Genomic DNA, 15,861 nt, shown 5'->3' on the forward strand with positions numbered 1-15,861 from the left:
CCAGAAGGCTTGCTGTATACGCAGACGCGATCCCCATGGAAATTAAGCCCAGCAACCCAAAAAAGGCTCTCCCCCGACGATACAGTCGAAAGGAAAGCCCATCGCTCTTTTATCTGATTAAAACGCTCTTGAATATTGCTTCGGTGGCTGCAGCTCATCCGCCGACAGCTCATGAATCGCATGCAGTGCCCAATAAGGATCACGCAGCATGCCGCGACCCACTGCTACCAAATCCGTATCGCCATTGCCAATGGATGCTTCCGCCACTTTTGGATCATCGAGGTTGCCGACTGCAATGACAGGGACATCCAATGCCTGCTTAATCTCGCGTGCCAATGGTACTTGATAGCCAGGATGAACACCTGGACGGCCTGCTGAACCAATCGGTCCTTCCCCGCCGCTAGATATATGGAAAATATCCACGCCTGCTTCCTTGTAACGTCGGCACAGCTCCGTGCTGTAATCTAGCCCATATCCACCATCTACGTACTCTACGGCTGAGACGCGCATGATCAGTGGCATGTCAGCTGGAATGACCTCTTTGATTGCCTGAATAATTTCTACGCCAAACAGCGCTTTATCCCGCCCGTACTCATCATCTCGTTGATTTGTCAAAGGAGAGTGGAACTGGTGAACCAAATATCCGTGCGCACCGTGGATTTCAATGGTATCAAACCCTGCTTCCACTGCACGTCTCGCCGAGTCCTTGAACTTGACGACCATTTGCTTGACCTCTTCTGTCGTCAACGCCCGTGGCGTTTTGTAGCGACCACCTGGGAAAGCAATCGCGGACGATGATACAGGCACTTCTGCGTCTTCCGCTTTGCGGCCCGCATGAGCAATCTGTATGCCAATTTTAGCCCCATACTTATGAACCTCGGAGACGATCCGCGCATACGCCGGAGTCTGCTCGTCAGCCCACAAGCCCAAATCGCCGTTGGAAATTCTGCCATCCGGCTCGACATCGGTCATTTCCACGATGATCAGACCTGTTCCGCCTACTGCACGAGAAACGTAATGAACAAAATGCCAGTCCGTTGGTGTTCCATCGTGTGCATCCACGGAGTATTGGCACATCGGCGGCATGACAATCCGATTTTTCAAGCTAAGTCCTTTAAACTGAAACGGGGTAGACAACAACGCCATTTGCTCCACTCCTTACTTTTTTTCATTATCATGCCAAAAGTAAGCATGTTCTGCAATCCCAAGTTGCACTTTGTGAAAACGAGATATATTTCCGGCTGTTGTGGTGGGGAGGAAACAGGAGAAAACGCTCAGATTCTAGGGCCACCCGCTGTGGGATTGACTGCACGGCTCCATGCAAAAAGCGAAACCGCGTCCAAAGTGGTATCTTCAAGGATGTGTATCAGAGGTGGACGCTTAAGAGCGTGTTTCGCTTTTTGCATTCCGTCTCGGTCGGTGTCCCTAAGATCTTCGCTTATTTCTCCTGTTTCCTCTACGAGCTTTCCGTGCTTAAACGAGTTTTTAAACAATTAAAGATTGAAGAAGATCATCAGTTACGACAGAGAAGAATATTTCCAGACGTAGCGACTTGTGGAGTCCTACCAAGCGGAGAAGGGATTCGCGGGCAAAAGAAACGCAACCGTGCCCGCGCGACGTAGCGGCTACCACTTTTGCGTTTCCCCGCGAATCCCTTCGGAGCGGACAGTATCAGCCCCCAGCGGGACGGAGCCTGGAGCCTAGACTGGAAATATTCTTCTCTCCACCGCGGCCACAGTCTATGTTGCACTAAGTAAAAAAGCCATCCGCATAACGGATAGCTTTTATAAATATCGTCTTTCTTATTCCGGCATCGTGCCAATGTAATTGGATTGCGGGCGAATAATGCGGTTATTGCCTGCCTGCTCCAGAATGTGCGCACTCCAGCCAACCACACGGCTCACAGCAAATGTCGGTGTAAACAAATTGTCATCCAAGCCAACTGCGCGCATTACAGCTGCGGCAAAAAACTCTACGTTTGTATTCAGCTTGCGGCCTGGTTTGTACTCTTCCAGCAGCTGCAAGCCTACTTTTTCTACGTGTGTCGCCAGATCAAACCACGGATCGTTGGACGACAGCTCGGATGCAACGACGCGCAGAGCAGTTGCACGCGGATCGATCGTTTTATAGACACGGTGTCCGAAGCCCATCAAACGTCCGCCGCTCTCCAGCTTGTTCCGCAGCCACGGCTCTGCATTTTCCTTCGTGCCGATCGCCTCGATCATCTCCGTCACTTCGGATGGTGCTCCGCCGTGCAACGGCCCTTTCAAGGTTCCGATAGCTGCCGTAATGGAAGAAATCAGATCAGATTCAGTCGAGCTCACGACACGACCGGAGAATGTGGATGCATTCATGCCATGCTCCTGTGTCAAAATCAGGTACGCATCGAGTGCACGTACATGTGCCGCATTCGGCTTTACACCCTTGAGCATATACAGATAGTTCGCTGTATGATCTAGCTCCGGATTCGGTGCCACCGGCTCACGGCCTTCTAGACAAGCAAAGCGATACGCAACGATTGTTGGCATCTTGGCAGCCAGCGCAATCACCTCATCGATGGTTGGCGGGAAGCCGTGCGAGGAACTGCCCAGGGCCGAAACACCTGTACGCAGGACACTCATCATATCTACATCTGCTGGGATCAGCTTCAAGATTCCTTTTACATGCTCAGGCAGCTCACGGTTTGCTTTGAGCTTATCTTTTAAATCCGTCAACTCCTGCTCGCTCGGCAAATGTCCGAACCAGAGCAGGTGTGCCACTTCCTCAAATGTGTGGTGAATAGCCAAATCACGCGCCCAATGACCGCGGTACACCAGCAGTCCATTAATTCCATCCACCAAACTAAGGTCTGTTTCTGCTACGGCGATACCATCCAAGCCGATAGCCAAAGGATGTTGTTTTGTCATCATCACCACTCCATTTTCGTCTCTTTTCTCTTCAGTATAATCGATTCATAATCGTGAAGGGAAATAAAAGAAAACCGGATTTTTGATCACGTTTTACAATTAGTTAGCAGGAGCTGGAACTGCCTTCTTTTTACGTCCGTACGTCAGGAAGCGCCACAGCTTTTCCATCGGACCTCGATTAAAACGCTTCAGCCACAGCCAGCTTGCGAGTAATTGAAACGCATAGATCGGAAGCGCGAGCAAAAGCCAAGAAGAGAGCGGCATGGCCGTAATACCGAACAAAGCAATCAGAATGGTCATGATGACTGTCTGACCTAAATAAGTCGTTAACCCCATTTGTCCTGTGTAGGCAAATGGCTGGAGAACCTTCCTTGCCGAATCTCGATCCAGCAACAGAAACAAGCTTGCTATCAAGCACAGCGCCATAGGCAGTGTACTCAGGTCAACCAATATTTTATTCACCTGTTCAAGCTTTGGACCAAAGACGACACCGCTCGCCCAAACAATCCCTGCTGCGATTGGAAGACTGATTGCCAGAGTGGTAGTAGCGATTCGTTTTAACAACGGTTTATGCTCGCGAATTTGAGCAATCAAACCGCGTTTTCCCGCATACAAACCAAACAGGAACATCACAAAAATCGGTATCAGTGTCGTCTGGAATGATGCTACAAATGGATATACTTCTTGACCATTGAGCGTCTGTACAAGTGCCACGCCTTGAGTGAGCATGTACACTCCTCCCAGACTGGCTGCCACTGCTAGAATCGTAGAAGACTTTCTTCGATAAAATGGCATCAGTAAAAAGCCAAGAAGCGCGTACACCGTCAAAATATCTCCAAACCACAAAATGACGTGAATCACACCAATGAAAAACATCGCGAACAACCGTCTGCTGAAGAGACGAAATACTTTTTGTCCACGTTGTTCAGCCCGTGACATGAAAATGTAAAAACCCAAGCCAAACAGAAACGAAAAAATCCCGAAAAACTTCGTTTGAATGAATAAATCATAGCTTAAGCGAATCCATGCATCGATCCCTGCCTCTATTGGCATACGGACGTCTTCCGAATACATGATAAAGCTAGGCAAGTTCACCAGCAAAATCCCGAACAATGCCAATCCCCTTACAATATCAATAGAATAAATCCGATCCTTCTGTGTAATTGGTTCCGCCTGCATATTTGTCATTCCCTCCTGCTGTCTTTAAGCAGGGTTCAGTGTAGCATACATATGCTCATCAAAACTATCGATTCACCTTACCTCTACCTTACAGGCTTGTTATCTTCTATGTCCGTCCACCCGACTGAACAAGTGGCATCGGTGGATACAAGGAATGCAAGATTTCCATAAAATGTTGCGCTGGCTCACTAATTCCTGCTTTCGGTACCAGCAAATAAGATGCGACCTTTGGCAAAACAAGGCCTGGTGTGGGCAGTTCAATAAAACGGTTTTCAAACAAATCCCGATCGACAGCCGTCCGAGGCAAAAAGGAAACACCCAACCCATCCTCGATGAAGCGCTTTGTAATGTCTACCTGCGAAACAGCCATCGTACGCAAGGAAAGCCCCCTCTGACGCAAAAGCAACAGCAACTCATCCCAGTAGCCCGGGTGATTATGGGTCAGCAGACGGTTCGATTGCACCTCTTGCTCCCAATCAGGCAAGGGCGCCTCCATATCTCCGCCGCTGTGAGGAACTGCAAAAACAATAGGATCTTCATACAAAAGATAAGTAGACAACTGGAATTCCCCTGGCACCATCCGGGTCAGGCCCAGATCAGCCTGTCCATTTTGCACCAGCGGGCCAATTTCCACGGAGTCAACAATTTTAATCGAGATATCTACATCGGGATAGAGCTTGGTGTAACGGTGCAGCAAATGGGAAAAACGAGCACGGGCAATAATCGGGGAAACAGCCAGTTGAAGCTTCTCCCGATAGCCCTGTCTCCAAGCCTGCAAGTCCTCCATACTGCTATGCCACTGTTGAAGAAGTCCTTTTGCATGTGGCAAGTAGCGTTTGCCCGCAGCCGTTAACCGAACGCGTTTGCCAACCCGTTCAAACAGCTTGATCCCCAATTCCTTTTCCAATTGACGTATATGCTGACTGACAGTAGGCTGCGCAATGAACAACGCTTCTGCTGTCTGGTGAAAATTTTCTGTCGTGGCCGCGACCATAAACGTTTGCAGCACGCGAAAATCCACGTGATCTCCCCCCTGCTGTCGCTTTTTCTGTGTTCTATATGCATACAAAAGTAGGAAGAATGCAACTTTTTGGGTCTTTCTTCCTCATTTTTGAAGAAATTTACTGGAAATCGTTCTCCTTTTTCCCCCTTATGGTACAATACAAAATCGAGTGCGCAAAATCATTACGCACATTGGACTCACCAAAGAGAGAGAACAAAAGGGGAGAGAAAAGATGGAAACTGCAACAAACGTGAACCCACCGCGCAAAAGCAAGAAAAAAGCATGGCTGATCGCGGGGGCAGCGGCTGTCGTTGTACTGGGTGGTTTAGGAACCGCTTATGCCAAGTACGACTTGTTTAAGAGTGCAAAAACGATTTACCTGCAAGCGGAAGCGGAGAGCATGATGAAGTTTTCTAACGACGTATCCAAAGCTTACGGAGAATACCAAGACTACATGAAGCCGTACTTGGAAAAACCAGTTCACTCCACCACTGAGTTGAGTGACATTGCCCTAGATGCAACCATCCCAGACCCGCAAGCGCAAAAAATTCTCGACATGCTGGGCAAAGCGAAGATCGTGATGCAAAGCAACATCGATGAACAGAAAAATCAACAATCGGGGAACCTGGAAGTTCACCTACAAGATAAAAAGCTGGCCTCTCTAGAGTACTTCATGAATGATTCTGTTATGGGCTTCAAGCTGCCGGAGTTTTACTCTAAGTACGCTTATATGGACCTGAAAGATCGCGATGCACTTAAGCAAAAGCTGGGCGGCGAGGAACTGCCAAAGCGCTTCGTACGCTATAGCGATTTAAATGAAGCGATCAATTTTAACCAAGATGAACTCAAAACGGTCATGACTCCGTATGCCTTGCTGTATGCTGACAGCATCAAAGACAGCCAGGTAAGCATCAAAAAAGACGTTCCTTTCTCTGAAGAAGGTCTCAAGGAAGATGCACGAGAGATCACCGTTACTTTCAACGCTCAAGAAGACGCGGCTCTGACGAAGCAAATTGCAGAGAAAGCAAAAGCAGACCAGAAGCTGTTTGACCTGATCTACAGCCGCTACCACAATGTGGCTACCCTGATGCTCGACAGCGGCTACAAAGTAGAAGAAATCAGCAAAGAAGAATTCAAGAAAAATTACGAGCAAACCTTCGATGACATCATCAAGGATACAGAAGATACAAACGCCAAATCAACTGAGCAATTGAAAATGGTCGTGCTTGTGAATAGCGATCATCAAATCTTGTCCCGCAAACTCTTGGTCGACGAGAAAGGGAAAAAAGATCAATTGGTTTACAGCAGTGTTTCTTACGATAAAGGCGCAGAAACATACTACCGTTACTCCCTGCACAACCTGTCTGATCAGCAAAATGGCGAAATGTCTTTCACCTACAGAGCGACAAAAGAAAAAGACAAGACAAAGGGCAAGTTCAGCATCCTAATGAAAGAGACCGACCAGCCAATTCTGGACCTCTCGACTACTTTCGATACAACTAAGCAAGACAAGAAAACAACCGGAAAGTATGACTTTGCACTCGTAGCGGCAGACGAATATTCCTCCAACCCTGTCGCTCTGACCGGTAATGTTACCGTGAACGAGACGAAGACGGACAATGGTGTAGATTCTGACGGCACGGTAAAAGTGAACTTCTCGAACCCTACTCCGGATATGCCAAAAGGCTTTAGCTTCAAGCTGAAGTCCAAAGCAGAATTCGGCAAAGCACTGGAAATTCCAGCTATGACTGCTGACAACTCCATCAATTTCGTTACAGCGACTGACCAACAAATGATGGAAGCGCAACAAGAAGTCATGCAAAACGCAGATAAGTTCATGAATGAACACGCTGAGCTCGTGCAACAGTTTATGGGGCCTTAATTGTTTCGTGATAAGAAGAATCCGCTCGTAATGGTCAAAGCTATATGATAGTCATTGAAAAAGTGGCAAGCTGACATCGGTCCCCAACTGATGTCAGCTTTTTTCAGTTTCCTAAGTATTCTAAATACGCGAACGATCGCCAACACGCTGACTATTTTGCAGAATAAACACACTCAATCGTTATTATCCCCCTAACTCCTTATTCTTTGAGTATTTACCCTAACAATGATCAACGCATTTATTACTATAGAAAATATTTACAATAATGTTATTTTTTTTGATATCTTATATTAATAAAAATATCTCAGGAGGTAAAAAGTGAAAAAAATTAAAAAGGGATTTATTTGGTTTACAGTTATGTCCTTACTTTCCTTATCTAACTTAATTGTAACCAATGATGCCTATGCTTTAGCTAAAAATGGTTTGAGATCACAAGTTGCTTTAAACATTACGACAGCGAGTGTAAATACTCCTAATGATACAGATGTAGTACCTTTGGCGATGTCTTTACAAGAAAAGATAGAAACATATGACTTAGCTGCTATTGAAACATCAGGGCTTATTTTTTCTGACACTCTAGAGTTTACTGATTGGGATGAGATAACTGGTGAGAGTTTACTGTCTTTGTAACAGTGAATGCTAGTGGACAGATAACATATGTCAATGATGGTGCGCATTCTCCTCAACAAATAGATGCATTCAAAAAGAAAAAGAGAAAGAGACCAGCTTCGGTACCAACTAAAACGAATGGTGGATTTGACGCAAAAGACTTTATCACTGATCATGCTTACACTAAACATAAGTATGATCCGTCAATTAAATCTACGAGTTCAAAAACTCAGTACGGAAAAAACGTAAATGTAAAAAAATTACGTGAAATAACGATGAATGAAGCTGATGACGTGAAAAAAGTTAGAAGTACGAAGTACAATGTTACATTTTATTATAAAAGTTTCAAGAATAATATAAGTACAAGCGATACTCCAACTGATCGACATGTCGTTATCATAAATAATTCGGTTCCTGATAGAAGCACACAATACCCAATGTTCTAGAAAAACTCACTCTTTGAACCAAGTACCTCTTCTTCTAAAAGTCACTAGAGGAAATTAAAACAACCGAATCACTAAATATTCAATTTTCTCTGGAGTTAAGCGAATAGAAACTGCAACAAAATAAGGATGCGTGATACACATGCATAAAGCAGGGCAAAGTTATGTACACTCAAGATCCAGGGTTGGGATAAACCGAAACGTTTTAGAAGAAATAAAAGATGTCATTCGATATCTTGATACGGAACCTGACGAATACATGGAAGTCGATCAAATTACAAAAATCAGTCAAAATTCGTTATTGTTTTCACTAAATAGCTATGGTATCAACCAGAAATCGGAAGCGACTCTAACAAGTAGAGAAAGAGGGTCCTCTATGAAAAAAATAAAACAGACATATGCTTATTTGGAATGCCAAAATAAACAAGAGAATGATATTGTCGATGTCCTTTATGAACATATGGAGTCCATTGAGAAAGAGCCTAATGAATATGTAGAGATAGGACAAATCGTCAAATTACGTACAAATACTTTTCTGCTGATTATAAATCACTATCATGCTGATTAATAGTGGGACCTCCAGAGGGAGGTCCTTTCTCAATGTCCATTCCTTTTACTGATAACCTTTGATCACAATATACACAATCGCTACATAAAACACGATCCGATCCACAGTCCGATACATCGACTTGGACACCGGAATGCCGAGCCATCCCACTCGCAACGGCCACAATAACTGAATGCGCCCCACCAGCATATCGCTAATCAGATGGGACAAAATCCCCCAAAGCGCTGCCATGGCAGCCAAAGAATCGCCGAACAGCAGGAACGGAAGGAATAAAATCACCCATGAATGTGTCACCGTACGATGACCGAATCCTTTTTGCAGCATTTTGGACAAAGGTCCCATCAAGTTTCCGAGCTTGCTATTTGCTTGATCGATATCGGGTACAAGTGCCATCGTTGCACCAATGACACTACCCTTCCACGAAGGATAGGCACAGTAGCCTGCAATGGCACCGAGTACCATATGTGTTTTCCATGTCATTTGCCTTTCACACCGTCTTTCTTGGGGAGTCTTGGGAGCTTATGTACGGTTGGTGGAATGGCAAACCAATACCATCATACATACAAGCGTTATGTCTCCAGCAAGGACATGAAGCTCTCCGGATCGAGCCCATCTCCTTCGATCACAATGGCTGTCATTCCGGTTTCACTGCCTGATTCGTGCCCTTCACCTGTGATCCAGAATGCCGCCTGACCACTCTGGATCGGGATGCGCTCTGTACCTTCACCGCGTACCCAGCCTTCACCGTTCACCACGAGAAAAAGCTGAGGGCAAGTCGCCGGATGATAGCCGACAATCCCGCCTGCCTCCAAATGGATACATCCTATCGAAACGGAATCAGGCGTGCGGATGACACGAGAAATCGTCGCCTGGACGGACTGATAGCGATCAATTGTTTTGCCTACTTGCTGATCAAATCGAAATCGTTTCATACTTTCTCCTCCGCCTTTTAACGCGTAAGCCTTATCATAGCGCAACTAGAGGCGCTGTGACAGACTCATCTTCCACGATTACAGAGTATGGCGATGACCTCCACACAGGAAGAGTTTACCACAACAGGAACGTATGTTCTATGGAAATATCGGGAAATTTAACTCAAAAAGCAAAAAACCCTTACTTCCCAGAGCAGATTCATCCCCCACTTTAGCCAAGCTAAGCGGTGAATCTCGTGGTTTTTCTCGTGTATCGAAGATTGGCTTTGTGGAAATTGGCGTAAACCAAAAACACCCCTCAGAATCTCTGTCGATTCTCAGGGGTGTATCCTGTGACGAAGCTTTATACCTTGAAATGGCCTATCAGCTTTTCCAAATCATCCGCGAGGCTCGCAAGTGATGCAGCCGAGGCGTAGATTTCCTCCATCGAAGCAAGCTGTTCTTCTGTAGCAGACGAGACTTCCACCGAGTGAGAGACTGCCGATTGCGCGACAGTCGCGATCATCTGCATCGATTGTCCGACCTTGCCTGTACTTGCCGTAAGGGTATGTGCAGCAATCGATACCTCTTGAATCTCATTCGTCACGCCTACAACAGCATCGCGAATTTGAGAGAACGCTTCTCCTGCTCTTGCGACGCCCCCCATCCCATCTGCTACTTCTTGAGAGCCTTTTTCCATCGTGAGGACTGCGTTGGTCGTCTCCATCTGGATCGACGCTACCAGTTGGGAGATTTCTTGTGCCGATGCAGATGCCTGCTCTGCCAGCTTTCGCACTTCATCCGCCACGACAGCAAAGCCTCTGCCATGTTCACCAGCCCTCGCCGCTTCGATGGCGGCATTCAATGCCAATAGATTCGTCTGACCTGAAATTTGCGTAATGACTTCGACGATTTGACCGATTTGCTCGGAGCGTTTTCCCAAGCCACCTACCAGTGCAGTCAAATTCTCCATCGTTTCTCCGATCCCGTTCATCTGGGAAACCGACTGCTGGATGGTTCGATCCCCCTCTGTCGCCAGCTCTGAGGTACTGGCAGCCGCAGCAGACACGCTTTGGGCACGTGCCGCAATTTTTTCAATTCCTGCGGATATTTCTTCGACTTCTTGCTGACTCTCTTCTACGTTTTGGGATTGTCTGTCCGTTCCTTCCGTCATTTCCTGGATCGTGATGGCGATCTGCTCTGTAGCTTGGCTCGTTTGCTTCGAGCTCGCTGTCAGTTGTTCAGCCGCGGCTGCAACCTGCTGGGCATGTCCACGAACCTGAGAAATCAGCTCTCGTAAATTGGCCAGCATCCGGTTGAATGAGCCTGCCAACTGTCCAATCTCGTCTTTGGAAAAGACGGTCAACTCTTGCGTCAAATCTCCTTCTCCTTCAGCGATCTCATGTAGCTGTTTGTTCACCCGATGCAGCGGTGCCACGATCGAGCGAATTAGAAAACCGCCGACCACAATCGCGACGAGAATTCCCACTGCATTAAAAAATAACTGGATCATGGCCGAAATTCCTTCGTTCTCCGCCAGCTCCTGTCTATCTACTTCGATTTCATTACGCACCTCTTCGACCAGTCCACTCACAACTGAATCTAGTGCTACTCTCGATTGCCGCTCCTTGCCGAAATGATGCGCAATGGCTTCATCATGTAGCCCATTATCCTGTGCCTCTACCGCTTTATCACTCGACTCCAGAAAGGACTTGTATAGTCCCATTGCCTCCTCCATTTTTTCACGATGGTGAGAAGACTCTAGAGAACTGTTCATTTTGGCAAACAGGCTGTCCACCTTTGCTGCCTTTCCTTTCAATTCCTTCCGAAATTCTTCATCGCCTGTTAACAAGTAGGCTCGTTCGTCATTATTTCGACCTGTCATGATAAACTGCATTTCACGCAGATCCGTCAATAATTTTTCCTCTTCGATAATCTGGGTGTAGGATGCCTTCATTGCTAGCATTTGCAGGTGCATATACGTACCTGAACCGAACATGACTGCCAATATGACACCAAAAGCCAGGATGATTTTTGTTCTGATTTTCACAAGATGTGCCTCCCGTCATCTGATACTTTTGTTCATACCCGACTCCTCTTTCCTTCAAACATTTCGATGTGCAAACAAAAGACCGCCAGATTAAATCGCTGTAATTTTAGAACTTTTCAAAAAACACATTGAACAAACAATCAAGAAATAGTAGAATGCAAACGAAGTATATACCATAATTAGGGAGATGAGTTAATGTTAGGTAATTTATCTAAGATAATTACACCTCTTACACTTTCAATGTCATTGCTCACTGTTCCAAGTATGGCTTTTGCTGAAAAAGTTGATGCAAAATACGAGAAAGCTGTTAAACAAGAAAAACTTAACGAAAAATTAGATTACTTACGAGAGCAAGTAAGAAAAACGAAAGATTTTGATAAGGCAATGAAAATAACAATAGAAAAATACAGTAATTTGAAGGTAGTAAATTCAGATGGTGAAGATGGAAAACCGATCAAGGCATTATCTAACGAGGAAGGATGGATTACGTTTACTGATAGAATTGTTTACGATGATGAAAGTGATCAATATGTGTTTGTTGGATATTGGGAGTGGGATGAGAATGAAGGTTTTGTCGGACGTGATCCATACGATTTCGTAGGTGTTTATACAGATAATAAAAGAAGTATGCCAATCGACGTAGATGGGGTTGTCATTCAAGGTTGGAATGGCTTGGGTGATGAAGAAGCTTACTTCGATACAAGAACTGATAAAAAACGTGGTAAGGTGGCGTTAGCAAAACGCGCTACAGACGCAGGTGTTGGCTTTTGGATTAATGATCGATATGTTACAAATGGCACGATAACCGCTGTACTTGAAAAAGTTACAACAAACAAAAATGAGCGGGTCTATTTACAATATGACCATTCTTGGACAAGCACTTCAATTACTGGGATAGGTGGTAACGTATCAGGTGGCGGTGGAGGATTTAATATAACTTGGAACACGGGTGTGAAGTATTTAAATCCACTCACCTCTACAGGTGAATATTGGAAAGGATAATGTTAAAATTTGGGTGTCCTCCTTTATGGTGGACACCTGTTTTCTTAATAAATCAGGAAAATTCAGTCTTTATTATACAATTAAAATGAAGGGGCGGTAATAATGAAAAAGATACTAATCATGCTATCCTTGATTCTAGTGTTTACCTCTGGATGCAATAAGGATGCAGCCGATATCAGTGAAGATGAAATCCGAATGCTTGCATACACCTACTCAGAAAATGTATTCAATAACTATAGATATGTAGGATCTATCAGTGATTTTTTAGGTAATGCCAATGGAAAAGAAATCACATTAGAATCACTTCAAATGTATGTTAATGGGTATAAACAAGGAAATAGCAGGATGAAAATTTATGAAAGTGTAGAAAATATCATCTCGCTCTACCTTGCAAAACACTACAACGAGCAAACCATCGCAAAATTATTTGACGCGAATCGCAAATTGACCCAACTCACAAGGCAGCTTAATGATTTGTTGACAGAAGAACATATAGCGGCAAAACTTACAGCAAATGAAATCATTGAGCTAAGAGAGCGAATTGACGATCTACTCATCTATGTATACCCTGAGCAAGAGCAGGATGAGACAGGTATAAATCTATACACATTCATTACGAAACCTGAGAAATTACTTGAAAAGCATACCGTTACAGATATCGATATCTTTTTTATGAATGTTAACAACGCTATGGAGCAATTGAACAACTTCCTAGAACAAGTCGATAAAACTTAATCCTTTAAACACGTTCGTGTGCAAAAAAAAACGTCAGGCAAAATCCCTGACGGTTCAATCAGTCCGTACGCCTAAACTCCGAGCTTCGCAGCCACTTTACCCTCTATCCCTTTATCTCTATAATTTTTCGATCACTTTATCAATCAAGCCGTATTCAAGCGCCTCTGCGGCGGTAAGGAAATAGTCGCGGTCTGCATCCTTTTCGATTTGCTCGACTGTTTTTCCCGTACGCTCCGAGATGATCGTATACAGCATGTGGCGATGTCGCATGATACGGTCTGCTGCGATCTTGATATCACTCGCCTGTCCTTGACTGCCTCCCCACGGCTGGTGGAGCATGACTTCTGCATTGGGCAGCGCGTACCGTTTGCCGGGCGCTCCTGCTACGAGAAGCATCGCGCCCATAGACGCTGCCATTCCAGTACAGATCGTGGACACATCAGGTGCCACAAACTTCATCGTATCGATAATCGCCATCCCTGCTGTGACAGAGCCTCCGGGCGAATTGATATATAAGTGAATGTCTTTTTTCGGGTCCTCTGCTGCCAGGAACAGCAACTGAGCTACGACTGCATTGGCTACCTGATCATCGATGGCACATCCGAGAAAAATGATGCGATCCTTCAACAACCGGGAGTAAATGTCATAGGACCTCTCTCCATAACTCGTTTGCTCGACTACTACCGGAATGAGATTCATGAAAAACCCTCCTTCGCTTGTTTACGCTCAATTTTTACGCGGCCATTCGCATGCTGGTTGCTTGTGGAACCGCCACTGATTTTTTGTTAAATCCAGATGAAACCTGTGTCACTACTGCCGGATTACTCGCCGGACCCACTGACCACGTCTGAACAGCCGCTTCTCTTTCGACCGCAACTCCATTTCCGTTTCGGCTCGGCATGGCAATGACCTGATCAGATTGTGGCTGGATACGATTTTCCCAAACGATTACGGGTTTGGACTTGTTTGACTCCACAGCGTGTGCCTTCATGCCTCGTCTCCTCCTTGTTTTGGATAAACCGCAAGAACGACCTGATACGTCTCTTGTCCTTTTTCTTTTGGCTGATACTTCGCCACAAGCTGATTCACCAGTTGGACGTATTCCTCTACAAAAGCACTGCGCTGTTCCGCACTAGCTAGCTGAATACTCGCATTCAATGAGGCGCTCGGAACCTCCACCTCTTGATCGGAGCGCTCCAGCAAGAGCATGGCATCCCGCTTGATTCGTTCTGCTGTCTGGACCAGATGAGACAGCGACCCTTGATCCTTCATTTGCTGAACGGTATCATTGCCCCAGTTCAGTCCTTCCGAGAGCACATACGTCCGCGCAATCGCCAAATAAAGCACCTCGACGAGATTGCGCACCTGTCGACTCCCTACCCGCCTAACCAATCCAACCTTTTCCAAGGCCTTCAAGTGATAATTGACACGCTGCGGGATTTCATTGATACCACGCGCTACTTCTGCTGCTGAAGCAGGCTCTGACAAACGGCTTAAAATCTCGGCACGGAGCGGGTTCAATAGCGCCATCGCCTGTTCCGGCTTCTCGACTACATATGTTTCCAGTTGTTCGTGCGCCACAACAACACCTCATGACATTAATCATTTACGTAAAAATAGTTTATTACGTTCGTTTTTGTTTGTCAAATGATGGTTAAGCCTTTTTTTCGACAACGTCAAAAGCCCCGCTATAGCCTGCGGAGCTTTTGTTTTTCATTACAATTCGGTTCGTCATTGAAAGGAGATGGTTTCGCCATCCTTCGGAACATGTACACGTCCGGATAGCTGTTTTTCCTGCAAACATTCATTCAATTCCCAGCGGCTGAGCAAGCAATGGTTCCACGTCTCCATGTGGGCAACGAGAATTCGGCTGTCGGGTACGGCATTTGCGACATGGACGATATCCTCCTTCGTCATCGTGATCGGGTCTCCCGTCAAGAACCGGGCCGCACCTGCGAAAACAGCGATCGCATCCGGACGATATTCAGCGATGGCCTGCTCCACCTCCTCACACCAAATCGTATCCCCCGCCACATACAGCGTCTGCTCACCAGCTCGCTGCAGGACGAAGCCAGATACTGGCCCCATCTGCTGCCCAATTTCCCCTGTTCCGTGTTGACCACTTGTCCGATGCAGGTGAACACCTTGCCATGTATACTCCGCTTCGATGGCAATGACTTGTTCGAAGCCATGCTGCACCAGCTTTTCTCGATCAGGTGGCTGGCAAAATACAGGCAAATGCTTCGGGAGAAGGCGGATGGCCGCTTCATCGAGATGATCAAAATGGGTATGCGTCACCAAGACGGCGTTCACGCCAGCGAGTACTTCCTCCACGGATATGGGCAATTCTACTCCTGGATTCGGGCACTGATTCGGTGTATTTGGTACGGCTGGCAATTCGCCCTTTGTGCTAAACATCGGATCGACCAAAAATGTCAGCCCTGCATATTCCACACGTAAGGTAGCATGTCGTACAAGCTGAATCTGCATGTCATTTCTTCCTTTCCTCGTTATCGCTATAATGGATGTACGTTTATTGTATAAGGCCGTGAACGGTTGCCGCGAAACGATTG

General features: G+C 45.9%; 16 protein-coding genes. 5 read left to right on the top strand and 11 right to left on the bottom strand.

Annotated features, from left to right (window positions below; translation table 11 throughout):
* Positions 1-117: 117 nt before the first annotated feature.
* From ODZ53_RS24195 to ODZ53_RS24210, 4 genes are all read right to left on the bottom strand, one after another.
* Positions 118-1,146, bottom strand: a complete 1,029-nt coding sequence (locus tag ODZ53_RS24195) for an NADH:flavin oxidoreductase/NADH oxidase (protein ID WP_372680627.1) — start codon at positions 1,144-1,146, stop codon at positions 118-120.
* Between the two features lie 656 nt (positions 1,147-1,802).
* Complete coding sequence (locus ODZ53_RS24200) at positions 1,803-2,906, bottom strand: citrate/2-methylcitrate synthase (RefSeq protein ID WP_372680696.1); 1,104 nt, start codon at positions 2,904-2,906, stop codon at positions 1,803-1,805.
* A 99-nt stretch (positions 2,907-3,005) separates the two neighbouring features.
* Positions 3,006-4,085, bottom strand: coding sequence for a DUF418 domain-containing protein (locus tag ODZ53_RS24205; protein WP_372680629.1), 1,080 nt, complete (start codon positions 4,083-4,085; stop codon positions 3,006-3,008).
* Between the two features lie 106 nt (positions 4,086-4,191).
* The gene (locus ODZ53_RS24210; protein WP_173627346.1) at positions 4,192-5,106 is read right to left on the bottom strand and encodes a LysR family transcriptional regulator; all 915 of its coding nucleotides are present in this window, start codon (positions 5,104-5,106) and stop codon (positions 4,192-4,194) included.
* A 214-nt stretch (positions 5,107-5,320) separates the two neighbouring features.
* Here ODZ53_RS24210 and ODZ53_RS24215 point away from each other — a divergent pair, with 214 nt between their 5' ends.
* The 3 genes from ODZ53_RS24215 to ODZ53_RS24225 all read left to right on the top strand — a co-directional run bounded on the left by ODZ53_RS24215 (position 5,321) and on the right by ODZ53_RS24225 (position 8,590).
* Positions 5,321-6,970 carry a hypothetical protein gene (locus tag ODZ53_RS24215; protein ID WP_372680631.1) on the top strand — a complete coding sequence of 550 codons (1,650 nt, stop codon included), beginning with the start codon at positions 5,321-5,323 and terminating at the stop codon, positions 6,968-6,970.
* 318 nt (positions 6,971-7,288) lie between these two features.
* A complete protein-coding gene (locus tag ODZ53_RS24220; RefSeq protein ID WP_372680633.1) occupies positions 7,289-7,600 on the top strand; it encodes a hypothetical protein in 312 nt (103 codons plus the stop codon).
* Between the two features lie 564 nt (positions 7,601-8,164).
* Positions 8,165-8,590 (top strand): hypothetical protein, encoded by a 426-nt coding sequence (locus ODZ53_RS24225; protein ID WP_188066890.1) that lies wholly within the window; start codon positions 8,165-8,167, stop codon positions 8,588-8,590.
* A 45-nt stretch (positions 8,591-8,635) separates the two neighbouring features.
* Here the strand turns inward: ODZ53_RS24225 and ODZ53_RS24230 are convergent, their stop codons facing one another.
* The 3 genes from ODZ53_RS24230 to ODZ53_RS24240 all read right to left on the bottom strand — a co-directional run bounded on the left by ODZ53_RS24230 (position 8,636) and on the right by ODZ53_RS24240 (position 11,551).
* Complete coding sequence (locus ODZ53_RS24230) at positions 8,636-9,070, bottom strand: metal-dependent hydrolase (protein WP_016740846.1); 435 nt, start codon at positions 9,068-9,070, stop codon at positions 8,636-8,638.
* An 89-nt stretch (positions 9,071-9,159) separates the two neighbouring features.
* Positions 9,160-9,522: a cupin gene (locus tag ODZ53_RS24235; RefSeq protein WP_173627348.1), complete on the bottom strand. Its 363-nt coding sequence runs from the start codon at positions 9,520-9,522 to the stop codon at positions 9,160-9,162.
* 343 nt (positions 9,523-9,865) lie between these two features.
* The gene (locus tag ODZ53_RS24240) at positions 9,866-11,551 is read right to left on the bottom strand and encodes a methyl-accepting chemotaxis protein (protein ID WP_372680636.1); all 1,686 of its coding nucleotides are present in this window, start codon (positions 11,549-11,551) and stop codon (positions 9,866-9,868) included.
* Between the two features lie 195 nt (positions 11,552-11,746).
* On the opposite strand from ODZ53_RS24240, the gene ODZ53_RS24245 reads away from it, so the two are divergent.
* Together ODZ53_RS24245 and ODZ53_RS24250 are read left to right on the top strand one after the other, a co-directional pair.
* A complete protein-coding gene (locus ODZ53_RS24245) occupies positions 11,747-12,553 on the top strand; it encodes a hypothetical protein (RefSeq protein WP_372680638.1) in 807 nt (268 codons plus the stop codon).
* 102 nt (positions 12,554-12,655) lie between these two features.
* Positions 12,656-13,288: a hypothetical protein gene (locus ODZ53_RS24250; protein ID WP_372680640.1), complete on the top strand. Its 633-nt coding sequence runs from the start codon at positions 12,656-12,658 to the stop codon at positions 13,286-13,288.
* 117 nt (positions 13,289-13,405) lie between these two features.
* On the opposite strand, the gene clpP is transcribed toward ODZ53_RS24250, so the two are convergent.
* The 4 genes from clpP to ODZ53_RS24270 all read right to left on the bottom strand — a co-directional run bounded on the left by clpP (position 13,406) and on the right by ODZ53_RS24270 (position 15,778).
* The gene (gene clpP / locus ODZ53_RS24255) at positions 13,406-13,987 is read right to left on the bottom strand and encodes an ATP-dependent Clp endopeptidase proteolytic subunit ClpP (RefSeq protein WP_372680642.1); all 582 of its coding nucleotides are present in this window, start codon (positions 13,985-13,987) and stop codon (positions 13,406-13,408) included.
* Positions 13,988-14,021: 34 nt separating this feature from the next.
* Positions 14,022-14,279: a hypothetical protein gene (locus ODZ53_RS24260; RefSeq protein ID WP_173606221.1), complete on the bottom strand. Its 258-nt coding sequence runs from the start codon at positions 14,277-14,279 to the stop codon at positions 14,022-14,024.
* Entirely contained in the window at positions 14,276-14,869 is a 594-nt protein-coding gene (locus ODZ53_RS24265; RefSeq protein ID WP_372680644.1) for a winged helix-turn-helix domain-containing protein, read from the bottom strand. The genes ODZ53_RS24260 and ODZ53_RS24265 overlap by 4 nt, the downstream gene beginning before the upstream one ends.
* Positions 14,870-15,019: 150 nt before the next feature.
* A complete protein-coding gene (locus tag ODZ53_RS24270) occupies positions 15,020-15,778 on the bottom strand; it encodes an MBL fold metallo-hydrolase (protein ID WP_372680646.1) in 759 nt (252 codons plus the stop codon).
* Positions 15,779-15,861: the final 83 nt, after the last annotated feature.

It is taken from the genome of Brevibacillus sp. BD137, assembly GCF_041644655.1.
In the GTDB taxonomy this organism is placed as follows: Bacteria; Bacillota; Bacilli; order Brevibacillales; family Brevibacillaceae; genus Brevibacillus; species Brevibacillus brevis_D.